Genomic DNA, 23270 nt, shown 5'->3' with positions numbered 1-23270 from the left:
CCTAATATACAAGAATACGGTTAATCCCTTACAATCTAAGTAAATATTGATTTACAAGGGATTAACCAATGAAGAAGTTACTAGCTCCGTTAGCAATAATAAGCTTATTCTCGTATAGCTCATGTACGAAGAACGACTCCACTTACAAGAATAGTTATCATATTGAGAGATCAAGCCAGAATGTGGCCTCTGAAGAAGAATTACAAAATATAAACCCTGTACTTCTTATTTCTCTTGATGGTTATCGATACGATTATACAAAGAACTATAAACCAAAATTTTTAACAAAATTTTCAAATGAAGGAACTCAATTAAAAAGTCTCATTCCTTCTTATCCGACGAAAACATTTCCAAATCATCTCTCGATTGCAACAGGTAGCTACCCGATGAATCATGGAATTGTGGCAAATCATTTCTATGCTCCAGATCTAAAGTTAAACTACTCTCTAAAAGATCGAAAAGCGGTAAGAAATAAGAACTTCTATCTTTCACCTACGATTTGGACAGCTGCAGAAGAGCAAGGACTAAAGACTGCTACTCTATTTTGGCCAGGATCTGAAGCTGATATTTCAGGAATAAGACCTTCGTATTGGTATGACTATATTCATAAAATGCCACATGAAAATCGCATCAAACAGATCCTAGAATGGCTGAAACTACCGACTAAAGAAAGGCCATACTTCATGACTCTCTACTTCCCAGATGTGGACTCTGCCGGCCACCATTACGGAACAAAATCAAAAGAAGTAAAAGAGGCCATTGAGAATGTAGACACCTCTCTTGAGAAATTAATCACAGCAGCAACAAAACTTGTTCCAAATCTAAATATCATAATTGTTTCAGATCATGGAATGGAAGATATTGATCAGAACAAGAAGGAAATCATCTTAAAAGATGAAACGCTGGCCCTGTTAAAAGATGATTATCGAATTTTTGGAGAGGGACCAATTGTTCAATTCTATAAAAAAGAAATAGAACAAAAGATCGTCTTAGATATTCAAGCAACACTTAAACAAATAAACGCAAAAGCAAAGAACTTTAAGTGCTATGATAAAGATTCAATTCCATCACGATACAATTTCAAAAATAATGTTCGTATTGGAACATTTGCCTGTATTGCTAATGCTGGTTGGTGGATTGCCGCAACAGACTTTGATACACCGGCGGGCTCACATGGCTGGGATCAGTTTACAAATCAGAGGATGCATGGAATTTTCTACGCTCAAGGGCCAGATTTTAAAAAGAATTACATTGCAGACTCAAAAGAGAATATTCACATCTTCCCTCTTGTCTTAAGGCTTCTAGGCCTTGATAACCATTATCAAATTGATGGTAAAATTGAAGCGATCCAAGAAGTCATCAATCAATAGAAATAAAAAAGGCAGGTTTAAAACCTGCCTTTCTTTTTATATATAATTTAAAATTTAATTACATATTTTTTGGCTTATACCAACATAGTGGTCTAATACCTGTTTCGTAGTTATCTACTCTGTTACAAGTACCAGCAAGAGCATCTGTTTTAGATACGTCATCATTTAGGTCTTTGTCACAAAGAGCACCTTGGAAGTAAGTATCTAGACGACACTGACCAGCTGGGTGCTTGTCATCAGTTTTTCTAACAACAGACATATCTGGTGTTGTGAAAGATACTGAACGACCAGAGTTCAGAAGAGTCGCTAGACCTTTTGAAGCTTGTGCCATTCTCTTACATAGAGCATTTTCATTTGAATCAGACCAAACAGCATTACACTTTGACTCAACTTCTGGATCGATATCCATTTTTGATACGATACGAGCATTGTCATCATCTTGGAAGATTCTTCTGAAACACTTAAGTGAAGCCCAGTAATCAGACTGACCTTCGTTTGATGCCCATGAAGAAACCCAAAATCTTTTGATTTTTGGAGCACCAGCTAGGTGGTGACCTAGTTCGTGACATACTACAAGAGCAAATCCATCTGGAGATACTAGCTCGTGACGAGCAAGACCACCAAACATGTGAACATTCCATACTCCGCCACCTTGGTTAGCGTAAGCATTTACTGTTCCATCTTCCCATTTACGGTGAAACTTTAGAGTCGCACCTTCAGTTTCAACAACTGGAGCGTAAACTTCGTTTGCACGATCAATGATGATATTGAATAACTCTTCAGTCATTCCATTACCTGTTAGTGCGTCAACACCACGGTATAGATCGTTCTCTGGCATGATTCCTGTTTTTCCATGAATATCACATGAATAAGATTGAATTGAAAAGATTGCAGCAAAAAGAGCAATCAATAGCGTTGATTTTCTCATCTCTTTCCTCCCTGAAAGCACATAAATAAATATAAACAAGTTATTATAGAAATTAAAAAAACAGTCTGTGAAGAAAAAAATTTAACTTGCCAGATTTAATTAGAAAGTATTTTGGTCAACTATCTAAACTTCTTAACGATTTGAGATGTGTAAATTGTCTTCTTACCCGAGACAAATTGTCCTACGGCCATCGCAACAAAGAGATATGGCAATAATTCATAACCAAAGATCTCAGCTCCCATAGCAATACAAGCAAGAGGTGTATTTGAAGCACTTCCAAAAACAACACAGAAACCAAGAGCAGCGAGAAAGTTTGGATTGATCACAACAATCGATGACATCCAAGAGCCCATTGTCGTTCCAATATAAACAAGAGGTGTAAACTCTCCTCCTTTAATTCCTGAAACAAGAGAAATTGCCGTGAGTATGAATTTTAAAATAAAATCTTTTATTGAAACAACTTCTATTAATGCCTGCTGAATAACTTCGATACCTAGTCCAGTGTAGCGCTGCTTGTAGAAGTCATTAAGTACAAAGTAGAAAAGTAATAAAACAACACTTCCCGTAAATGTAATTAGCAAAGGTTTTCCCAAAGTTTTAATTTTCAATTTTGATTTCTCAACAGTTAAAACAAATATCCTTGCAACTAGACCAAAGGCAGCTCCAGCAATAAGTGCATAGAAGATTAGATTCCATGAAAAACCTAAAAATTTGAATCGAATATAATTTGAGTGTGGCGCATATAATAGATGTGTTGTGTAAAAGCCAATATAAGAAGCAATTAAGCACTCAAGAAAAGTCGATAACTTTATTCTTGCATTTAAGTAAATGGCCTCAATGCCAAAGATTGCTCCAGCAAAGGGAGCACCAATAGCAGAGCCAAACCCGGCCCCACATCCGGCCATAAGAAGAACCGCCCTCTTTCTTTTTGAATGATTGAATAATTTAGCCAGATAATTGCCAATTGCTCCCCCCATCTGAACAGCACTTCCCTCTCGGCCAACACTTGCACCAAATAAATGAGAGAGTAGCGTCGAAAATAAAATCAGGGGAATCATGATAAGGGGAATATCCCTTTTTGGATTGTGAATTTCATCAATAATAAGATTATTTCCCTTCTCACTTATTGGAGAAAATTTCTTATAACAGAAATTTACAGCAACCATTGCAATTGGAAGAAAATAAATAAGGTAGCTATAACGAAACCTTAAAGATGTAACGATTTTTAAAAGGTGTAAAAAGACAGACGAAGCAATTCCAGTTAGGACGCCAAGAGCGATAAAAGAAAAGTAGTATTTTATATTTCGGGTATCATTACCAATGTCTGCTGCCATATTTCTATTCTAGGTTAGAAACACAGCAGCGTCCATTAATATGAATTTTACCAAGATCCGATATTCTCCATATCTTTCCATGGTGCAGATGGGGCCAATGGCTCACCTTTTTGAAGTAACTCTATTGAGATATCATCTGGCGATTTTAAGAATGCCATATATCCATCTCTAGGTGGACGATTAATTGTCACCCCTTGATCCATTAGTTTCTGACAAGTTTCATAAATGTCATCAACACGAAACGCTAGATGGCCCCAATTTCGACTACTCGTAGGTAGCTTTTCAGTATTACCATTTTCATCAGGCCAATTATAAGTAAGCTCGATTAGTGGAGCTTGCTCCTTTAATGCTTTTTCTTCATCTTCAGGTGCACTTAAATAGACAAGTGAAAATCTACCCGCTTCACTCTCGATACGGTGAACCTCTTTAAGTCCAAGTTTATTACAATAGAAGTCCATACTTTCGTCTAGGCTAGTTACTCTAACCATTGTGTGGAGAAACTTCATTTTAACCTCCAAAATTAGTTGTCAAATATTGGTCTACTTTACCAAGACTTATCTATATAAAGTACTAAAATTTCGTTAGTTTTTGGTCAAATCTGTTTCTCATTTATAATCTCTGCATGAATTTGGTATATGAATAGAGAGAGACAAATATGAATTATTTAAGGCCATTGATACTTATTTTATCACTTAAACTATCGACATTTGTCTATGCTCAGCAAATAGATCGCAATGCAACAGTCTCAATGATTGACCAAATGGTTGCCAGAGGAATCATTGGTAAAGATGAAGCTGAGCAAGCAAAGTCAAAACTGGTAGCAATGCCAGATCAAGAATGGAACCAACTAAGTGAATTAGGAAGAAAGCTTGCCTCACAGCAAACGACAAATACAAACACAGAGCTAACAGTAGATAGTGCTGCCCAAAATATTGATTTTAACTCCAAGCAATTTAAGAATATCCAATCTCAGGTAAAAGATATTATGGGGAATCCGTAATTTATAACAAGATTAGATTAATTTTTTCATATATACTCAATGCTAATTGACCTATCAAAACAAAATTCATATAAGCTCTTTAAATCAATATGAGGAGCCCTTATGAAATCATTTATTCAACTAGTACTTGTTTCTATTATTGCATTATCAAGCACATACGCTTCATGTCGCTTAGAAGCTGAACTTCAGTCAATGGATATCCTAGCTCAAGAGCTAGCAGTTTCTTACGACGAAGTTTATAACGAATATCAAACTAATATCTCTTTTAACGGACTAAACGAAGAAGGACTAGATCTTTATTCGGCTTACTTCAATACTTACTCAGGTGCATATAAGCTTGAGACGGTAATTGACGAGAGATGCGATGTCGTAAGCTTTGAACTATCACTACTATAATAAAAAAGGCTACTTTATGTAGCCTTTTTTTTAACGTTCTCTTGTTTCTGATTGGAGTACCTCGCGGTAATCCTGGATGTCATCATAACTTCTCTTGTAGTTCTTTCTTTGATGACTTCTCTTTTTTCCATTTGCATAATTGCTTAATTCATTCACTTTACTCTTTGGCGCATTGTAAGTTTCAGAGCTGTTAATTTTTCTCTCATTAGCTGCAAAAGAAAGTGGCGAAGTTAAGAAAATAGCAAGAATAAATAAACGCTTCATCTTACACTCCTAATTTTCTTAAACTGAATCAACGCCTAAACGTTGCTACCATTCTATTCTAATGCACTTCTACGACGGGCGAAAGGGCCCGGCAATTACTTATTCAAAACTTAACATACTTAACAAAAACCAAACAATTTACTATTACATTCTTAATTGTTAAGCGATCTTCTTTTCAACAGCAACATTCATTGCCTTTGTGATTTCTTGAACTATATCTTCTTCGGAGAACGGCTTATACAAAAATCCGTCAACCATTTCAGCAACTTCACGATCTTCGCCTTCAAAGTTTATACTCACACAGCCTGTTGAAATTAAAATTCTCGGCTGCTTTAATTGTTTATTGTTTCTGATACTTTTAATTAATTTTGGGCCACTCATAACAGGCATTTTCATATCAGTTATAATTAGGTCATAGTCCTCTGGCCTTTGGAGGTACATTTCATAAGCAACCTTACCATTTTCTGCTAGCGATACAGTAATTCCTGCATCCTGTAGAATCTCCTGAAGTAGATCTCTAATACCTTCTTCATCATCAACTACAATTGCACGAAACTTCATCTTAAAATCACTTAAACTAACCACTTTATTCTCCTGTGATGGTAGTTCTTCTCTTCCATAATGTATCGGGAGTGAAACTTTAAATACTGTTCCAATACCAACAACACTTTTCAATGCAATCTTTCCGTTAAAATCATCTTTAATAAATCCATGAGCAATGGAAAGTCCCATTCCTGTACCTTTACCAACATCCTTGGTGGTATAAAACAGATCAAATACTCTCTCACGTTCTTCTTCACTAATTCCATGGCCATTATCTTCGACTTTAAAAATAATTCGATCATTATTTTCTTTTACAATGACATTGATCTTTCCATTTTCCTTCCCTTCAACTGCATCTCGAGCATTTGAAATTAAATTGATTAAAACTTGTTGAAATTTTCCTCTCTCACCCTTTATCAATGCTTCATCACTCACATGCATATAGAGATTTAGATGTACATTATCTTTATCATAGAAGTCTTTAAGCATTGAGACAGTATCTTTAAAAACATTTTGCACACTAAAATCTGTTGGCTCATCATCTTGAGTCTGCCGTGAAAACTTTCTTAAGCCTGATACAATTTTTTCTATTCGAAGTGCAGCTGACTCTGACTTTTCAATCTTTTCAATAATTTCTTCTTTATGACTATTAGTAACTCTTTTTTTCAAAGACTTTAAATGACCTAAGATAATTGTTAATGGATTATTTATTTCATGCCCAATTCCTGCAGCAAGAATTCCAATCGAGGCCAACCTTTCATTTTGGCTTGCCAACTTCTTTTGTCTTCCTAATTCTTCATACTGCTTTTTTATTGCTTCTTCTTGTCTTTTTACTTTTTTTGAAATCAGATACTCTCGCTTTCTTCCTGTTTCAATAATGTAAACAGTTAGGATAATGATGAATAAAAAGAGAACAAGGTTAATAATGTAATCAAATGAAACCGTAAGTGTTGATAAAGTTTTTGGACTAGATACAGTTAAGTAATAATTTGTATTACCATCTGTAGCAAATGGCTCCTCTTGACGATAAAAATTGTAATTCTTATCACCTTCACCATAACCGACATCTAGATTCACTCGATAATCTGACAAGTCTCCTCGATTGACATTTGAAGGTAATAAAGAGGAGAACGAAAAGATCATATAGGCCCTCCCCTTAGTTCCATCAACAGAGCTTACAAATTCTTGTAAGATAATATCGGATGTTGCAGTATCAAAAATCACCTTATTATTCTTGCCAAACTTGCCACAAGTCTTTCCCTTAGACTGCAAAGTTTCGTAAGTTGTTCCATTTTCACCGCTATAACAAATGGCCGAGATATTTAATTTATTTAAAGTTGATTTTGTGAAGTTATTGAACTCCCATTTATTTACATTTAATGACGAAGCAAAGAAATGTGAGATCCCAACCAAGGCTTCACCACGAACAATTCGATTGGCCTGTATACTTGAAATAATCTTTTGAGCACCACTAGTAAACTCTTCTTGATACTTGTCACGAAGAAGCACTTCTCTTTGATGATATAAGAGCGCAAGGAAAGAGATTCCCAAGACAAGAATTATTAATGAGATTTTTGACAGGCCAAGTTTCACAGTAAACAAATCGTCTATGTTTACTGCGAACTTAACTTAAGATTATGACCTGATATACGCCATTATTTTTAACCAAACTTTACCTACGACAAGATATATTCGTAACAGCACTTACTTGTGGGTATGAGCCCTCAATTAAGCCCTCTAAAGCTTTTGACTGAACTGGAAATTTGAAAACATTACCTAATGTTAATTGAATTTCAGTTTTACCAATACGTGCGTTTTCTAAGTCTCCACACTTTTCAATGGCCGCTTCAAAAATCTTATCCTTCAATTCAGCTTCCATACTAGAGAAAGAACCAACATATAAATTTATCGAACTTTGTGGAATAACAACAACCTCTGCGTAAACAGCTTTAGAAAAACTCAGAACAACTGCAAGACCTAAAATTAACTTTTTCATAATACTCTCCTTAATCCAACCCCAAATCATTTTGAGTAAGAAGACTTTAGTTAATTCAATTTAATAAAAAAAATGAATAGATTCGATTGCTGGAATAAGAGTTTTTCATGATGCTTCGCAAACCACTGGATATTACATAAAAACAAAAAACCTATTAGATATGACTAATTTTAAATATTAGACAACTTAATACTACTACCTTATAACATTTATACACACACAATAATGAACACTTGGAGAATTGAATGTTTAAACTTTTAATTGTATCCGCACTTTGCTTATGCGCATACTCATCAAGCAACCTCGAAAAGGCCAAAGAAATCCTAGCAAGCTCAGGATCTTCTGATGGTATTCGCTATGAACTTGAAAGACTTACGACAAAAGGTCACACGAAGAACTCTTATAAAGTTGCAAGAAAGCACCTTTTTGGAAATCTTCACCTAGAAAGAGACAATGGAAATAGCTTATATATTCGCGATGTATACTGTGACGAAGTATATACAAACTCAACTCCAAGAATTGGAAAAATCGCTAAGGGCACAATCCCTAACCACGAGGTAGTAAATTGTGAGCACACTTGGCCACAATCTAAATTTGATCGTGGTGCTCTGGCAAAATATCAAGTAGGTGATCTTCACCACCTATACCCTTCTCAAAACAGAGCAAATAGTACGCGTGGTAATTATAACTTTGGAAAAGTAGACGCAAAGAACTCAAGACTAGACTACTGTCCAGCATCTAAATTTGATGGAAATACATACGAGCCACCAACTTACCACAAAGGTAATGTTGCAAGAGCAATGTTCTACTTTTCTATTCGTTACGACCGTAAAATCAGCACGGAAATGGAAGAAACTCTTCGCCAATGGCATGAGCTAGATCCTGTTGATGAAGATGAGCGTGTAAGAAATGATAGAATTGAAGACATTCAAGGAAATAGAAATCCTTTTATCGACGCTCCAGATTTAGTTTCAAGAATTACTGACTTCTAGAATTAATTTACATAGATAAAAAACAAGGGCACTTATTAAGTGCCCTTTTTTATTTTTAAAAACTTTGTGAAAAACTAAATGCAAGGCCATCGAGCTTCGCTGTAGGAAGCACAGTTAACCAGTAAGGCTTATTATACTCCACATGATTAAAATAAATTCCCCATCCATAACTTAAGCCTATAGTCATTCCAGCAGTAACATCATGTAGATAGTGCCAACTATCATTTAAGCGACTAAAAGAAATAAAAATAGCGGCCAAGTGTGCTGCAGAACCCCAGCCCCAGCCATGTTGTGCAGTTACAACAGAAGCAAATGCAAATGAAGCAGAAGCATGACCAGAAGGAAACGAGTCATTTTCGTCGGGATATCCAGGTCTTGTTTCATGAACGGCAGTCTTTAAAGCAACTGTTGTTCCAACTGTGTAGGCAGTCGCTTGTAACATATGTGAAGCACGCTCTTTACCAAGCCTTCCGCCCCAAAAATATTGTCCAATAATATAGGCACCATTTAGAACACCATAACCAATATCTCCACCAAATTGACCAAGATCTTTAAGGTGGTTTTTCTGAGCAGCACGTTCTTGAATTTCATCAATTCCTTTATATTCTTTTAGCAAACGAAGTCCGAGTGTAATCCCTGTCCCGGTCCAAAAGATGTACTTAGCATCCGTACAAATAGGTGCCGTAAAATCAGAAAGAAAGCTGCCGCATTCATTGGCGTAAGTTTTTTGAAAACTTAATATCAAAATAAGTAAGATTAACTTTTGTTTCAGCTTCATTACTTATCAATGTGTAGAATTTTACTTCTTGTATAATCTCTTTCTTCTTTTGATAGTATCTGTGGTTCTACTTTTGGCAGACCAGAATCAAGATCAAAGAAAGAATTAGGCTTTGTTAATCTAAGAATTGTGCCCAAAGAAAGAAGTTTTAAAATAAAAAGTCCCGCAAGTTTTGAAAATTTTTCGAAGCCATTTTTTGGCCACTCACTAGATTTAAAAGAAGAAAACTTCATCATATTATAAGACTGAATATCCCCTAACGCTGACTTATCGCCTGTAACAAATGCACAAACAAGTCCATTAAATGGAATTTTTGCACCTAGAGTATTAACCATTGGAAAATTACAACATCCTGCATACCAGCGGTAGAGGCCTTTTGGAGATAACCTTAAACACGAAAGATGTTCTTGGCCTTTCGTGATTTTTATATAGCGAGGCGCAGTTTGAAAAAGTTCCGTACCATTAAACTTATCAAGAAGATCTTTTCGACCTAAATACTGTGCATACGTCTGGCAGTCATCACAACAGCAAACGACATGATTATTTAAGCTTTTATTTATTGTTAACTCACCTTCAACTGAGCCACACTCACACTTTAGAGAAATTAATTTCCTACCCACCTTTCTTATCCTTTTAGTAAATGCGTTTACAAGAGGCAGAGCAATCTTCAAAATTTTGAATATCAGCTCGTTGACTTAAGTGAAGCCCATGTATATTGGCCAAAAGATCTGCCCATTCAGCATGGCCACCACCAAAGAGATCATAAATCTCTTTTGCAACACCAATGACAGCAGAAGAGCTAACACCACATTCGATACCAACAATACATGAAACACTACAGTGTCTATACTTATCTACTTCTAAGTTTTGTGACTCAAGAACTCTCTTATAATATGTTGCTGATTCAACAGCACAAAGAAGTCCATCTAACCTTTTATTAGAGTTGGCCGAAGCGTAGGATAAATTCATCAAGAAAATTGCTAATAGCATTAATACGCATCGCATATAAAAACCTTTTGTAATTGAAGTTTAATTATAAGAACTTCAAAGACGTTCTGGCAAAAATCAAATTCAAAAACATAAATAAAAATTAAAGACATTAATAAGCATTTTTCATATATAATTTAAGAAAAAATTATTTACTCATCAAAGGAGCATTAATTATGTGGGGAACTAATAATAACGATTGGTGGCCAGAGCGCCTAAGACTTAACATTTTAAGACAACATTCTGAACTCGCAAATCCAATGGGAAAAGATTTTGATTACACAAAAGAATTTAGCTCACTTGATCTGAGTGCACTAAAAAAAGATATCTTTGCATTAATGACAGACTCACAACCATGGTGGCCTGCAGATTACGGACACTACGGTCCTCTATTCATCCGCATGGCCTGGCACGCTGCCGGTACATATAGAACATCTGACGGACGTGGAGGGGCCAATACAGGTAACCAACGATTTGCACCACTAAATAGTTGGCCAGACAATGGAAATCTAGATAAGGCCAGAAGACTTCTATGGCCAGTGAAACAAAAGTACGGAAATAAAATTTCATGGGCAGATCTATTTGTACTTGCAGGTAACTGCGCTCTAGAGTCAATGGGATTTAAAACATACGGCTTTGCTGGAGGACGCGAGGATATCTATCAACCAGAAGAAGATGTTTACTGGGGAACAGAAGCACAGTGGCTTGGTGACAAGAGATACACAGGGGAGCGTGAACTTGAAAAGCCTCTCGCAGCAGTTCAAATGGGCCTAATTTATGTAAATCCAGAGGGACCAAACGCCAACCCAGATCCTGTTGCATCAGGAATTGATGTACGTGAAACATTTGCTCGTATGGCGATGAATGATGAAGAAACAGTTGCACTTGTTGCTGGCGGGCACACTTTTGGAAAGTGTCACGGGGCAGCTCCAGACTCAAACCTTGGACGAGAACCAGAAGCTGCTCCAATAGAGCAAATGGGACTTGGATGGAAAAATAACTTTGGTACAGGAAAAGGTGGTGACACGATTACAAGTGGTATCGAAGGTGCATGGAAGCCAAATCCGACAAAATGGGATAATGGCTATCTGACAACTCTATTCAAATACGAATGGGAAAAAGTTAAGTCCCCTGCAGGTGCATGGCAGTGGCTTGCAAAAGATGTTGCTGATGAAGATATGGTAGTAGATGCACATGATCCTTCAAAAAAACACAGACCAATGATGACAACAGCTGATCTTTCTTTACGATTTGATCCTGCTTACGAAAAAATTGCTAGACGCTATATGGAAAACCCTGAAGAGTTTAGAGAAAATTTTGCAAAAGCATGGTTTAAGCTTACACACAGAGATATGGGACCTAAAGCTCGCTACCTTGGGCCAGAAGTACCAAGTGAAAGCCTGATTTGGCAAGACCCAATTCCAGCTGTTAACCATGAGCTTATTAATGAGATTGATATCGCTGAATTAAAAAATCAAATTCTAAACTCACCTCTTACGATCTCTCAAATGGTAAGAACGGCTTGGGCATCAGCTTCAAGCTTTAGAGGTTCAGATATGCGTGGTGGTGCCAACGGTGCACGTATTCGCCTTGCTCCTCAAAAAGATTGGGCAGTAAATATGCCAAGCGAGTTAAGTGAAGTTCTAGCAACACTAGAAAAAATTCAAAAAGATTTTGATAAAACCGTTTCCCTTGCAGATGTTATCGTTCTAGCAGGTTGTGCAGGTGTTGAAAAAGCTGCAGCTGCCGCAGGAGTAAAAATGGAAGTTCCATTTACACCAGGACGTATGGATACAACACAAGAAAATACTGATGTTGAATCATTTGCAGTTCTTGAACCAGAAGCAGATGGTTTTAGAAACTACTTAAAAACAAAGTTCACAGTAGCAACAGAAGAGCTTCTACTTGATAAGGCGCAACTATTAACTTTAACTGCTCCAGAAATGACAGTTCTAATTGGTGGGCTTCGTGTACTTGGAGCAAACCATGACAATTCAAAGCATGGTGTATTCACTAATAAAGTTGGTGTCCTTTCTAATGACTTCTTCACAAATCTTCTTGATATGAAGTATGAATGGAAAGCAAAAGATAGTAATAATGAAATTTTTGAAGCTATCGAACTTTCTTCAGGAAAATCAACTTGGACAGCAACTCGTGCTGACTTAATCTTTGGTTCTAACTCAGAGCTTAGAGCAATTTCAGAAGTATACGCTCAAAATGATTCAAAAGAAAAATTTGTAAATGACTTTGTTACGGCCTGGAATAAAGTGATGAATCTCGATCGATTTGAATTGAAAAAATAAATATACTGAAGGTCTGCCTAACTAGGTAGACCTTCTAATTTTAAAATGCTCTCTAAGTTATCATCCCAATTTGCCTTACTTTTAATAAAAAGATGTGCTCTAGGTTTAATATCAACAAGAGTATCTAGGCATCCGGCCGGAATGACCACAAGCTTCCCTTCGCTAAAAACTCCTGGAACGGCCGAGCCACAAGTCTTACAAAAAGATTTAGAGTGTCTCGTCTCAGGTAATTGGTAAGATTGAATATTATCTTCCCCACTAAGCCAGTTAAACTTCAAATTACCTGCAAAAAGATTTGCAGCATGTGCAGATCCCGTATCCTTTTGACAGTACTTACAATGGCATAGAAAGAAATTATCAAAAGCCCCTTCCGCTTCAAATTCAATGGTGCCACATAAGCATGAACCTTTATGTAAATTACTCATTTAAACTCTCCCTTGGACTAATGTAGACGTGCTCCATTTGGCACATCTTTATCCAGGTTAAATAGGACAATATCGTTATTAGAATCTGAGAATCCCATAACAAGAACTTCCGACATGAACTTTCCAATTTGCCTTGGAGGAAAATTAACAACGGCCAAGACCTTCTTTCCAATCAGCTCTTCCTTCTTATAGTGGACAGTAATTTGAGCACTTGATTTTTTAACACCTACACCTGGGCCAAAATCAATTTTGAGTTTATAGCTAGGCTTTCTTGCTTCTGGAAAATCTTCAATCTCAAGAATCTCCCCTATTCTCATATCAACTTCTAAAAATTTACTAAAATCTATATCAGTAAGCGCCGGCGCGCTCGGCTCAAAATCCAAATGCATAAGTATCCTTTCTTTTATTACTTTTTAAATTATACAAGAAAAATAAGTGGTCACCAAATAATTAAAATTCACACAAAATTGACAAGGTACTAACCACAGAATTTTCATTTGAAAAATACAATAGATGTAATGAAAAAATTTAAATTAAGCTTAACCATCTCTTTCTTACTTCATACTCTCTTGCTCTTTTCATACTCAAAGAATGATCAAATCAAAAAAATTACACAAAGAGAACCAATCAAAATGAAAGTAAAATCCTTAAAACAAAAAAAGAGCTCTATACAAAAGAATTTCTCAAAAAACTATAGAGCAAAGGGATTAAAGCTTTCAGACTTCTCCATTAATCCAAAACACCTAAACATAGACGATGCCAAGATTTCAACGAACTCGAATATTGGAATAGCAAAAGCAAATCAAATATTTTCAAAAATTGAACAAAACTTAACGTACCCAGAAGAACTCGTTGAAATTGAGGCCCAAGGACATTTTCAAGTCACATTCTATCTGGATAAGAACGCACAATATGAGGAGAAGCGAACTAAAATTTCAGTTGGTTCGAGATTCTTGAGGGCCTATATTGCTAAAGTGCTAAGAAAATCACTAAAGAATATAGATCAAAAAGATTTGAAACTTCAAAAGCTAACAAAATTTAATGCTGTCTTTAAATTCAACCTAACAACATCAGCCACTGAACTTGGTCAGTCGCAACTCTTAAAAGATCGCTATTTCTTTTATCGTCAAAGGTATGGTGTCTCTACTGGCAGAGATAGAGTTATGAATGGTGTCACAAAAACGCTTACAGGAATTACAAATATTCTTAGTCTACTAGAGTATTTACCAGATAGTGATGCAACAAAACTTAGAAAGAAAAGAGTCTTAGAAACTTATATCAAAGACCCATTCTATTAAGTGTAACTTCTATTTTAAATATTGTAATAAATCTTTGGGATCGGCCCTTTTCGTATAATCAGCATCTGCAAAAGCATAAATGATCTGTCCTTCCTTATTAATGATATAAGTACCAGGCAAAGGTAGCTCAAATTTATCATTACCTTGATTTTTCTCAATATCGATCCCGAACTTTGAATAAACGGCTTTCAAACTTTCTTCGAGTTTAAAAGCTAATCCAAATTTTTTTGCAATCTTATTATCGACATCCGAATAAATTGGAAAATTTAATTTATGATTTCTTTTAGTTTTAGCAATTTCCTTCTTGGTATCTGGTGCTAGAACAATAAGTTTTGCACCTTTATTTTGAATTTCTTCATAATACTTTTGATACTCTTTGAGTTGAATCATGCAGTATGGACACCAACTTCCACGGTAGAAGCTTACAATGATATTTCCATCTTTATAATATTCACTAATATCTTTCCCACCAATTTTAAAACTCGGAACTTTAGTGCCTTTTTTCACACTCTCTTCGACAATTCCAGAATCTTTAAGATGTTTAAGGGCTTCATCCATAACCTTAGTTACTTCAACAGAGCGCTTTTTATTGGCCTTCTCTTTTCTTTCGTTAAGTCGATCTTGAAGAGAAGTTTCTGCAAAAGATGAAAGAGTAAGTATAAGTGCACTTAAGATTGATATAAATTTCATTGATATCCCTTTTTAAAAATAAATTAAAAAAATAATATCCTTAGTATGGGATTTGAATGTTAGGTTTTTGTAAACTCTAAGTATGACTATAAGTTTTTTTCTAGAATTAGCTGTTCGATATGATTTTCTTTGATTCTAGTATCAATTAACTTAAAACCAAATTTTTCATTGAGTTCAATCATTTCTGGATAGCGAGCATCAGTGTGAGTACGAACCTTTGTGAAGCCTTGCTCTTTGGCCCACTCATGTTGCCTCTCCATCAATTTTGTCGCTAATTTTTGACCACGATAAAATGGCACAACACCACCTACCCAGCTGTAGAAATAATCACCACAATCATAGCCAACTTTAAAGGCGATTGGCTGGCTGCCATCAAAGTAAAATTGTGCAAGAAACTTAGTGCAGTCTTTTGTTTTTGAGTACATTCTGTCGACACAATACGGCGTACTAAAGATCTGTGAATTCGTTTGAGAAACGATTTCAAAGACCTCATCAGAGATTTGCGAATATTCTTTATACTCATAATGGTTCATAAGGACGCAGAATATACCACAAAATTTCCAAAGGTACACGGGTACCGATGGAAATTTCAACAACTTATAACAAGTTAGCTAATACCTATTTATGATCGACTTGTTGAAAGATAGAATGCCCCGAATGCAGCACTGAAAACACTGTAATCAAAAACGGGTTTTACACCAAGCGTAAAAATCATCGCAAGTCCAAAGATTGCTAATAAGACGCCACTTACAAATGCCACTTCCTTAGTCTTTATATTCGTCAAAAGAGCCAAACCTAAAACAACTTCCAAGATAGTCACAAACCACGCAAGTATCGTCACTAAAGCTGCAGGTGCCCATGGGTTTAGAAGCTTAGTGTATGAAATAAAATTATCAAAGTTTCCCCAGAATACACCTTCACTTCCTGCTGCACCCCAAAGTCCAAATCGATCAGCTACTGCACTAAAAAAAGCAAAAGAAAGTGCTAGTTTTAATCCATAATAAAAAACACGATTATAATTTAATCTATTCATATAAAAACTCCCCTGATTGTTTTATTTTATAACTTCACACACCAACGTTTGCTACCAATACACTTTTGCATCTCAACACGATATCCATCAGGACAACTTTTTCCATCTTCAAGAATGATAGATTCAGAGGCCTTGGCATTTCGTATAGAGCTTTCACAACAACTATTACCATTGCACTTTTTTATGTATTGGTCATAGTCAACTTCAGATTTCGATTGGCAGCTTAGACAAAAAATAAGAGTCGCTAAAGTAATGAGATATTCCATGACCTAATTGTAGCATAACCCTTTCAAAATATAACTGCCATGAGTCCAAATCAAGGCTCCACCAACACTATCAATTACTTCAGCTGTAAAGTTAGAATTTCTTTGAGTAAGAGTCTCTCCAAAATCTGGTGAATGAACTGGGCTATAATCATGTTTCCCATATAGATGGAATACGTCTGTTGTAACTTCTTCAAGATTGAAGCCCCAAGGAGATAAGCACATAAATAGGTCTTGATAATAAGACTCAAATGAACTTCCAATCCCTTCTTGAAGACATTCGCCATACATCTTCTTATATGAATCTTGCGTATAGACCTTCTTATCGACTTCAGAAGATGTTCCAATAACGAACTCTATAAAACCATCCAGATTGAAAGTTTTTTGAAATTCATCGCATGTTAATTGGCCACTACTTACAGAGTTAACAAAACCTTTCGTATTCTCATCAAGTAACTCATAAGTACTTTTATAATGTAGATCATCTTGACCAGAAACTATGACGGCCTTTTTAACAATCCCATGCAAGCACATATGGTACAAAAAAGGCGCACCTTGAGAGAATGCGATAGCGTCAATCTGATCTAACTTAAGCTCTCTTAATAACAATTCTACTGATTCAGTGATACTAGAAAAAGACTTATCTTCATTGAAGTCCGACTGACCAAAGCCAGGCCTATCAATCGAATAAAGCTTGATATTATTATTTATAAGGTCTTCTTGATAGAAATTTAAACTACCACTCATCCCTGCACCATTTATATAAAGGACAGGTTTCCCAGATTCTGCTCCACTTACCCTAAAGCATGTCTTTAAATTATCTTTTAAAATATATATGTCTTTCAATTATTAATGCTCCATTCTAATTTATCTGATATTTGTGACAAGCCAGTTGGAAAAATCATCCACTTCACTATGATGATCTTGAAAGTCCTCTTTAAGTTTATTCAAGGTATCTTGAACAGCATTAACATCATAAGCAATGCCTTTTAGTTTTTCAGCAAAAGACTCAATTAAAGGTGGGTGTAAGCAGTCACTAAAGATTGTCACCTCTTCCATTATTCCTTTATTTGAATTTATATGAACTTCAACACCACCCCAGTCAAAGCGTTCATCAAATTGATGATTAAACTTCGGCGTTTTCCCGTAAAGCCAATTCCAATCCTTTAATTCCTCATAGTATTCATTAACTTTAGGAACAGACTTTAAGAAGTCGTAGTTTAAAACCTCTACCTGTGTTTGGGCATCGTAGAAACGACAAAACTCTTCAACAATGGCCTTTGAAAGACTCTCATGATTGATTTCAGAGTTAAGTTCTGAAAGGTTCATCACACGTGCACGTGCTGACTTGATCCCCTTTGACTCTAGTTTTTTCTTATTAGGGTTTAAGTAGTTAGCAAGTTTACTTAGATCAGCATTAATGAGAAGTGTTCCATGATGAAAGCTTCGATCTCTCTTTACCTTAAAGGCCGAACCAGAAATTTTTCTTGATCCTTCTTCTTGTGCAATTTTCACTTCAATATCATTTCTTCCATTAGCAAAGGCTTCAACCCCAAACGTTTTTAAAGCATTTGTAATGATCTTATTATTGGCGTCCTTATCGTATGACTCTTTAGATGACATGAAAGTGAAATTAGTATTTCCAAGATCATGAAAAACCGCCCCGCCACCACTTTGGCGTCTAGCAAGTTTCACCCCGTCTTCTTCCATCTTACTTGTAATACACTCTGTCCACGGGTTTTGGTGCTTTCCAATGACAACAGTTTCATCATTTTGCCAAAGAAAGAGAACATGAGAATCCGTGTCCATATCGTTAAAAATCCAATTCTCTGTCGCGAGATTAAAATATGGATCATATTGTTCAGCTACAAAAATTTTTACTTTCTTACTCATATTATTCCTATTTATAAATCTGTTTTCTCAAATCGCAGGCCATTACAATCATCGTAGTAATCTTTCTCGATTTCAGTTTGTTTAAAACCAAATTTCTTATATAAAGCAATTGCCGAATAATTATCTTCTCTAACAGTCAAAGATAAAGGCATTTGAGCATGATTTTTTAAACATTCTTCAAGTAACGTTGAGCCATGACCCCTTCCTTGAAAATCTTTTGAGACTGCAATATCAACTAGCTCGATATTTCCGTCCTCTTCCACGGTACAATAAAATCCGATTACCTCTGCATCTACTAGTACCTTAAGCTCATAGCCGATATAGTCTTCTGGAAATTCAACTAGGGCCTGAAAAGTTTCTTTCTCAGTCGCCTCTTGCTCACCATAGTTTTCTAATTCGATTTGAAATAACTTATCTACGTCTGACAGACTAGGCGTTCTAATATTCATTGTGGCCTCACTATATCTAAAAAATTTTAATTATTATAGTTTAGACCAAGAAAGATTACTATAATGATAAGTAAAACCAGTATTTTTACTCTTAGAATTATCAATTATTCGAAGTTCTGAATTTTCTGAATCAAAAGATATCGTCGAATTAAAGCTACGATAGAATTCCTCTTTAGTAGGATGATCATCGCAAACCAGATTAAAATCTTCATTACTAATATTGTGACCAATTGCGTAGTGTAAAAATGCAGCAACATCACTTGTGTGAACTAGATTAACATTAGTTTTTGACTTTGATAGCTTTGACATTTTCTTAGAAAAGAACTTTGGATGGCGTTTACTATCAATAAGGCCACCTGGCCTGACAATTACATAATCATTCAACTGTGATATCAATTTTTCGCACTCAATAAGCTCTTTAGCATTTCTTGTATGACCAACTTTCATACTATCTTCATTTATCTGGCCTGTGCCGAAAACCGAAGTCGAACTAATAAAAATAACTTTATTTAATGGCCCTAAATCATCTAATAGTTTTTGAAGTTTAAGAGAGTATTCTTCGACAGGTGGAAATGAAATGATAATAACATCAAAGTCCTTTGAAGCTTTCCAGCTCTCACCTAAAGAGAATTCGATGAGGTTAGTTTCTAATTCATCTGACTTTCTTCTTGTCCCAATAACTTCGTGTATTTTATTTTGGGAAAGAAAGTGCTGTCCTAAATGTCCAAGTCCTAAAAAGAGAATTTTCTTCATAAGTTAATTATAGTTAGATATAATTCGCTATAAAAAGGCAAAAATGCACTTAAACGCAGTAAATACAATTAAATTTAAGAAATTACTTAGATTAGTGCGTCGTTTAACGTATATTGATTGCTATGACAAATAATATACCATTTGAAGACTTTAATTTAAGCGCAGGCCTCCTTGAATCCATCAAAAAATGTGGATTCACAACAGCAAGCGCCATCCAAGAACTAACAATAGATCCAATTTTAGAAGGTAAAGACATACTTGCTCTTGCTGAAACAGGCTCTGGAAAGACTGCATCATTTGCAATCCCGATCATCGAACATATCATTCATGATGACCTCGTGGAAGTTGATGAGGTTCATTACGTTGTCCTTTCTCCGACAAGAGAGCTAGCGCAACAAACTGCAAAGGTCTTTAAAGATCTAGGTAGTGACTCTGGAATTAAAACAGTTTGCGTTATTGGTGGTGAAAGCCTCGAAAAGCAAAAAGAGCAAATAAAGAAGGGTGCTCATATCATTATTGCAACCCCAGGACGTTTAGTAGACCTACTTAAGCAAAAAGCCGTCCTCATTGATCGCACTTACGGAATCGTATTTGATGAAGCTGATCGATTATTTGATATGGGCTTCCAAAGAGATATTGAATACACACTTGGCCAAATGCCAGATGATAGACAATTAATCATGGTATCGGCCACGACTAATATGGCAGTTCTAAATACGGCCTACAAGTTCAACTCAACTCCAATTGAGATCAAGCTAAATGAAGACAATATGGTTGTTGATCACATCGATCATAAGCTAGCGATGATTAATGAAAATGAGAAGATGGGACTTCTTGTCAACCTCATACGAAATCATGAAGATGCATACGCCCTAGTCTTCTGTAATACTAAATTTCAAACACATTTAGTTGCTGAATGGCTGATCGCAATGGATTTCAAAGCAAAGGCAATTTCAGGTGGCCTTTCTCAAGTTAAGAGAACAAAGCTTATCAAAGACTTTAAATCGAAAGAGACGACAATCCTTGTTTGTACAGATGTTGCAGCAAGAGGTCTCGACATAAAAGATGTTAATCTTGTTATCAATTACGATCTTCCACAAGATGCCGCAAATTATGTTCACCGAATTGGTCGAACAGGTCGTGCAGGCTGCGAAGGAGAAGCAATAAGCTTTTGTTCATTTGATGACTGTGAATACCTAGATCCTATTCAAGATTTTATTGGTGATAAAATTCCAAAGTTAGACGTTGGCCCAGAAGATATATCGAAAAATCTTTCAAAGAAGCCATTCATTGACCGCAAAACTTTTAAAGTTGTCGATAGAACAACTGGCAAACCATTAACACAAGAGCAAAAAGATCAGCGCAAGAAACCTCTACGCAAAAAAGCCCAAAATAATACTAAGAAGAAAACTCCAGAAAGAGAGAAGAAAACAACTGTTAATGATCAATCAATAAGTAAGCCAGTTGTAAAAATAGAAAAGAAACCAAATACACCAACGTTTACGATTCAAGCAGACTCTCAAGAAAGTGCGAAGGCAGCCGCTCTTGCATTCTTTAAGATAAAGTATGATTCACAACTAAGCCTTGATGAATCGACACAGGGACGCAAGAAGTTCTTCTTATTTGGAAAGAGGCTTACAAAGTTCACTTATAGCCTTAGGCCAACGTATAAAAAAATCGTGATGCCATTTCTAATTAATCTTATTAAAAAGGCAAACTTGAAGCTATTTGCAAAGTTCTCATTTAATGGAAAGGATATTAAGATCTTCTTTTCTGGAGCAGATGAGAAAATATTAACAAGAGATAATAATGAACTACTCCAAGCTCTTGAGCACCTGACAAGACTTCACCTTTACAACAGTGTTGAAGTTCCTAGAGAAGTTAGACTAAATTTCAAGTGTAAGGGTGTAAAGAGTCAGGAAGACAGTCTTATTAAGATGGTTGAGCGTGAGACAGCTAAAGTTCTAGACTCTCGCGAGCCAGTAACACTAAAAGCATTAAACGCATCAGATCGCAGACTTGTTCATCAACACCTTGATAAGCATAAAGAAGTTAAAACAGTCTCAATTGGTGAAGGCCGAATGAAGAAGATTAAAATAACATTGGCCTAATCTTTTGTTCCAGGTACTTTTCACTTGCCGTACGTAAAGGAAGAGCACCTGGAATGCATATTCTATAAATAGGGCCTTTGATTCTTTTTATTCCATCATGAGGCTTTTCAATAGACTTTCAACCCATTTCGATTTTTTGCTTCTATATTCATCTTCATTAAGATGAGAAGAACTTCGTTTGAGCTCATTATACTCTTCAACGAGAGAAGGTTTGGTAGACAATAATTTTTTAAATTTCAAAAAGTCTTCAAATTCACTTCCATTCTCAACTAACTGGATTGCTACATCATGATTATATTTTTCTGTAATCAGCATGCAAAGCTGAGGAGTTCTTAAAGTGCCCTCTTTCTCAACGTAGCCAAGGTTCTTAATTGTTACTAAACTTGATTCGAAGTCTTTCTTATCCACACCAACAAAAACATCTAAGTCTCCTTTAGAGACAGCACCAGGGATTGATGATGCTCCAATATGAATGATTCGAACATTAACAAGATGTTGAGATAGCTCAGACTCTAAGTCCTTAAAAATTTCATTCACTTTATCTTGATAGTCTTGTGCTTCATAAAATTTCATACTACTTCTTTCTTACAAGATAAGACATATCCATTTTTTGAATATTTCCATTTATCCATGTTTCCCTATGAAAAACATACTTATCTCCCATAGTATAAAGCCTAAACTTAAAAATCATCTCCTCATACTTCCCCTCTAGATAATATACATTCCCCTTAACAATCCCCTCTGCTCTGAAAGGTCCTTGTGACATGATAACTTTTTCACCTTTAACTTCTAGGCACATATCCTTAGTTAAATCTTTTCCGTCTCTAAACCCATGCGCCGTGATTGTAATGACATGCTCACTCTTACCAACCATCGTTTCAGGATAAACTTCTCTTTTGACTTCTTTTCCATTTGAAATTTCAAAGCTAACATTATCCCACTCGCCAATAAGAAACCCCACCAATGGGTTATATAATTCTTTTGTCTTCATAAAGAGAACTCCTTTCTTTATATGCCTCTTTTAATAGCTCTGAGATAATTTCTGTTTTTGCATTTGAGTATTCACTTCTTGGTATATCCAAAGATTTTTTAAGCTCTTCATATCTCAATGCTGCACTTGGATTGGAAATAAGATAATCTTTGAAAATAATATGGTCTTTAAGTTCCTTACTACCTGATTCAAAGATGTGAAGATGACAAAACCCTTTTGTCTTTTCGAAGTTATAGAGAACAGAGTATCTCCTACCTTCGATCCCATATTCACCTTTATATTCGTAACCGAGCTTCTCAAGTAAATCTTTCTTTTTATCTAACTCTTCTAAACAAGAAATCTCACCAACGATATCAAGTATTGGTTTTGCGACAATATTTGGAATTGCAGTGCTTCCGCAGTGGTGCAATTTTAACGAATTAATATTTAATGATTCAACGATTCGATTAGGGCTCTTCACACTTGAAGGTGTT

General features: G+C 35.7%; 29 protein-coding genes. 7 read left to right on the top strand and 22 right to left on the bottom strand.

Features of this window, described 5'->3' with window-relative positions; genetic code table 11:
• Nucleotides 1-68: 68 nt before the first annotated feature.
• A complete protein-coding gene (locus C0Z22_RS14655) occupies nucleotides 69-1370 on the top strand; it encodes an ectonucleotide pyrophosphatase/phosphodiesterase (RefSeq protein ID WP_103219120.1) in 1302 nt (433 codons plus the stop codon).
• Nucleotides 1371-1428: 58 nt separating this feature from the next.
• Here the strand turns inward: C0Z22_RS14655 and C0Z22_RS14650 are convergent, their stop codons facing one another.
• The 3 genes from C0Z22_RS14650 to C0Z22_RS14640 form a co-directional block, all read right to left on the bottom strand.
• Nucleotides 1429-2298: a hypothetical protein gene (locus C0Z22_RS14650; protein WP_103219119.1), complete on the bottom strand. Its 870-nt coding sequence runs from the start codon at nucleotides 2296-2298 to the stop codon at nucleotides 1429-1431.
• Between the two features lie 119 nt (nucleotides 2299-2417).
• Nucleotides 2418-3632, bottom strand: a complete 1215-nt coding sequence (locus tag C0Z22_RS14645) for a chloride channel protein (RefSeq protein ID WP_103219118.1) — start codon at nucleotides 3630-3632, stop codon at nucleotides 2418-2420.
• 47 nt (nucleotides 3633-3679) lie between these two features.
• Nucleotides 3680-4138: a VOC family protein gene (locus tag C0Z22_RS14640; protein WP_103219117.1), complete on the bottom strand. Its 459-nt coding sequence runs from the start codon at nucleotides 4136-4138 to the stop codon at nucleotides 3680-3682.
• Nucleotides 4139-4287: 149 nt separating this feature from the next.
• On the opposite strand from C0Z22_RS14640, the gene C0Z22_RS14635 reads away from it, so the two are divergent.
• Together C0Z22_RS14635 and C0Z22_RS14630 are read left to right on the top strand one after the other, a co-directional pair.
• Nucleotides 4288-4632 (top strand): hypothetical protein, encoded by a 345-nt coding sequence (locus C0Z22_RS14635; RefSeq protein WP_103219116.1) that lies wholly within the window; start codon nucleotides 4288-4290, stop codon nucleotides 4630-4632.
• A gap of 102 nt (nucleotides 4633-4734) precedes the next feature.
• Nucleotides 4735-5028, top strand: a complete 294-nt coding sequence (locus C0Z22_RS14630; RefSeq protein WP_103219115.1) for a hypothetical protein — start codon at nucleotides 4735-4737, stop codon at nucleotides 5026-5028.
• Between the two features lie 30 nt (nucleotides 5029-5058).
• Here the strand turns inward: C0Z22_RS14630 and C0Z22_RS14625 are convergent, their stop codons facing one another.
• The 3 genes from C0Z22_RS14625 to C0Z22_RS14615 form a co-directional block, all read right to left on the bottom strand.
• Nucleotides 5059-5292 carry a hypothetical protein gene (locus tag C0Z22_RS14625; RefSeq protein WP_103219114.1) on the bottom strand — a complete coding sequence of 78 codons (234 nt, stop codon included), beginning with the start codon at nucleotides 5290-5292 and terminating at the stop codon, nucleotides 5059-5061.
• Between the two features lie 159 nt (nucleotides 5293-5451).
• On the bottom strand, nucleotides 5452-7428 hold the full coding sequence (locus C0Z22_RS14620; RefSeq protein ID WP_158246946.1) for a hybrid sensor histidine kinase/response regulator: 1977 nt from the start codon (nucleotides 7426-7428) through the stop codon (nucleotides 5452-5454).
• Nucleotides 7429-7507: 79 nt separating this feature from the next.
• A complete protein-coding gene (locus C0Z22_RS14615; RefSeq protein WP_103219112.1) occupies nucleotides 7508-7831 on the bottom strand; it encodes a hypothetical protein in 324 nt (107 codons plus the stop codon).
• 245 nt (nucleotides 7832-8076) lie between these two features.
• Here C0Z22_RS14615 and C0Z22_RS14610 point away from each other — a divergent pair, with 245 nt between their 5' ends.
• The gene (locus tag C0Z22_RS14610) at nucleotides 8077-8823 is read left to right on the top strand and encodes an endonuclease I family protein (RefSeq protein ID WP_103219111.1); all 747 of its coding nucleotides are present in this window, start codon (nucleotides 8077-8079) and stop codon (nucleotides 8821-8823) included.
• A 55-nt stretch (nucleotides 8824-8878) separates the two neighbouring features.
• On the opposite strand, the gene C0Z22_RS14605 is transcribed toward C0Z22_RS14610, so the two are convergent.
• Genes C0Z22_RS14605 through C0Z22_RS14595 form a run of 3 tightly spaced genes read right to left on the bottom strand, consistent with a single transcriptional unit; the run spans nucleotide 8879 to nucleotide 10570 of the window.
• Nucleotides 8879-9601 (bottom strand): phosphatase PAP2 family protein, encoded by a 723-nt coding sequence (locus C0Z22_RS14605; protein ID WP_103219110.1) that lies wholly within the window; start codon nucleotides 9599-9601, stop codon nucleotides 8879-8881.
• A complete protein-coding gene (locus C0Z22_RS14600) occupies nucleotides 9601-10221 on the bottom strand; it encodes a DUF6151 family protein (RefSeq protein WP_103219109.1) in 621 nt (206 codons plus the stop codon). Before C0Z22_RS14600 ends, C0Z22_RS14605 begins: the two co-directional genes overlap by 1 nt.
• A 13-nt stretch (nucleotides 10222-10234) precedes the next feature.
• Nucleotides 10235-10570 carry a hypothetical protein gene (locus C0Z22_RS14595; protein WP_146037915.1) on the bottom strand — a complete coding sequence of 112 codons (336 nt, stop codon included), beginning with the start codon at nucleotides 10568-10570 and terminating at the stop codon, nucleotides 10235-10237.
• A 194-nt stretch (nucleotides 10571-10764) separates the two neighbouring features.
• Between C0Z22_RS14595 and katG the strand changes: the two genes are divergently transcribed.
• Complete coding sequence (gene katG, locus C0Z22_RS14590; RefSeq protein ID WP_103219107.1) at nucleotides 10765-12891, top strand: catalase/peroxidase HPI; 2127 nt, start codon at nucleotides 10765-10767, stop codon at nucleotides 12889-12891.
• Nucleotides 12892-12908: 17 nt separating this feature from the next.
• Here katG and C0Z22_RS14585 read toward each other — a convergent pair whose 3' ends face one another.
• Both C0Z22_RS14585 and C0Z22_RS14580 read right to left on the bottom strand, forming a co-directional pair.
• The gene (locus C0Z22_RS14585) at nucleotides 12909-13316 is read right to left on the bottom strand and encodes a GFA family protein (RefSeq protein WP_103219106.1); all 408 of its coding nucleotides are present in this window, start codon (nucleotides 13314-13316) and stop codon (nucleotides 12909-12911) included.
• A 17-nt stretch (nucleotides 13317-13333) separates the two neighbouring features.
• Complete coding sequence (locus C0Z22_RS14580) at nucleotides 13334-13705, bottom strand: tRNA-binding protein (RefSeq protein ID WP_103219105.1); 372 nt, start codon at nucleotides 13703-13705, stop codon at nucleotides 13334-13336.
• A gap of 129 nt (nucleotides 13706-13834) precedes the next feature.
• Here C0Z22_RS14580 and C0Z22_RS14575 point away from each other — a divergent pair, with 129 nt between their 5' ends.
• Complete coding sequence (locus tag C0Z22_RS14575) at nucleotides 13835-14614, top strand: hypothetical protein (RefSeq protein WP_103219104.1); 780 nt, start codon at nucleotides 13835-13837, stop codon at nucleotides 14612-14614.
• Nucleotides 14615-14623: 9 nt separating this feature from the next.
• Here the strand turns inward: C0Z22_RS14575 and C0Z22_RS14570 are convergent, their stop codons facing one another.
• The 8 genes from C0Z22_RS14570 to C0Z22_RS14535 all read right to left on the bottom strand — a co-directional run bounded on the left by C0Z22_RS14570 (nucleotide 14624) and on the right by C0Z22_RS14535 (nucleotide 19695).
• The gene (locus C0Z22_RS14570; RefSeq protein ID WP_103219103.1) at nucleotides 14624-15304 is read right to left on the bottom strand and encodes a peroxiredoxin-like family protein; all 681 of its coding nucleotides are present in this window, start codon (nucleotides 15302-15304) and stop codon (nucleotides 14624-14626) included.
• Between the two features lie 86 nt (nucleotides 15305-15390).
• Nucleotides 15391-15837 carry an N-acetyltransferase gene (locus tag C0Z22_RS14565; protein WP_103219102.1) on the bottom strand — a complete coding sequence of 149 codons (447 nt, stop codon included), beginning with the start codon at nucleotides 15835-15837 and terminating at the stop codon, nucleotides 15391-15393.
• Between the two features lie 89 nt (nucleotides 15838-15926).
• Nucleotides 15927-16337 carry a hypothetical protein gene (locus C0Z22_RS14560; protein ID WP_103219101.1) on the bottom strand — a complete coding sequence of 137 codons (411 nt, stop codon included), beginning with the start codon at nucleotides 16335-16337 and terminating at the stop codon, nucleotides 15927-15929.
• Nucleotides 16338-16363: 26 nt separating this feature from the next.
• On the bottom strand, nucleotides 16364-16603 hold the full coding sequence (locus C0Z22_RS14555) for a hypothetical protein (protein WP_103219100.1): 240 nt from the start codon (nucleotides 16601-16603) through the stop codon (nucleotides 16364-16366).
• Nucleotides 16604-16606: 3 nt separating this feature from the next.
• The gene (locus tag C0Z22_RS14550) at nucleotides 16607-17446 is read right to left on the bottom strand and encodes an alpha/beta hydrolase (protein WP_103219099.1); all 840 of its coding nucleotides are present in this window, start codon (nucleotides 17444-17446) and stop codon (nucleotides 16607-16609) included.
• 21 nt (nucleotides 17447-17467) lie between these two features.
• Complete coding sequence (locus tag C0Z22_RS14545) at nucleotides 17468-18493, bottom strand: lipoate--protein ligase (protein WP_103219098.1); 1026 nt, start codon at nucleotides 18491-18493, stop codon at nucleotides 17468-17470.
• 11 nt (nucleotides 18494-18504) lie between these two features.
• Nucleotides 18505-18942, bottom strand: a complete 438-nt coding sequence (locus C0Z22_RS14540) for an N-acetyltransferase (protein ID WP_103219097.1) — start codon at nucleotides 18940-18942, stop codon at nucleotides 18505-18507.
• A gap of 33 nt (nucleotides 18943-18975) precedes the next feature.
• Complete coding sequence (locus tag C0Z22_RS14535) at nucleotides 18976-19695, bottom strand: hypothetical protein (protein ID WP_103219096.1); 720 nt, start codon at nucleotides 19693-19695, stop codon at nucleotides 18976-18978.
• A 122-nt stretch (nucleotides 19696-19817) separates the two neighbouring features.
• Between C0Z22_RS14535 and C0Z22_RS14530 the strand changes: the two genes are divergently transcribed.
• Nucleotides 19818-21806, top strand: coding sequence for a DEAD/DEAH box helicase (locus C0Z22_RS14530; protein WP_103219095.1), 1989 nt, complete (start codon nucleotides 19818-19820; stop codon nucleotides 21804-21806).
• An 87-nt stretch (nucleotides 21807-21893) separates the two neighbouring features.
• Here the strand turns inward: C0Z22_RS14530 and C0Z22_RS14525 are convergent, their stop codons facing one another.
• The 3 genes from C0Z22_RS14525 to C0Z22_RS14515 all read right to left on the bottom strand — a co-directional run.
• On the bottom strand, nucleotides 21894-22379 hold the full coding sequence (locus C0Z22_RS14525) for a GrpB family protein (protein WP_103219094.1): 486 nt from the start codon (nucleotides 22377-22379) through the stop codon (nucleotides 21894-21896).
• A 1-nt stretch (nucleotide 22380) separates the two neighbouring features.
• Complete coding sequence (locus tag C0Z22_RS14520; RefSeq protein WP_103219093.1) at nucleotides 22381-22797, bottom strand: hypothetical protein; 417 nt, start codon at nucleotides 22795-22797, stop codon at nucleotides 22381-22383.
• The coding region (locus tag C0Z22_RS14515) for a GrpB family protein (RefSeq protein ID WP_103219092.1) at nucleotides 22775-23270 on the bottom strand (496 nt) is incomplete at its 5' end. The genes C0Z22_RS14515 and C0Z22_RS14520, both read right to left, overlap by 23 nt.

Source organism: Halobacteriovorax sp. DA5, assembly GCF_002903145.1.
Lineage (GTDB): Bacteria > Bdellovibrionota > Bacteriovoracia > Bacteriovoracales > Bacteriovoracaceae > Halobacteriovorax_A.
This window is presented reverse-complemented; position numbering and strand designations above follow the sequence as displayed.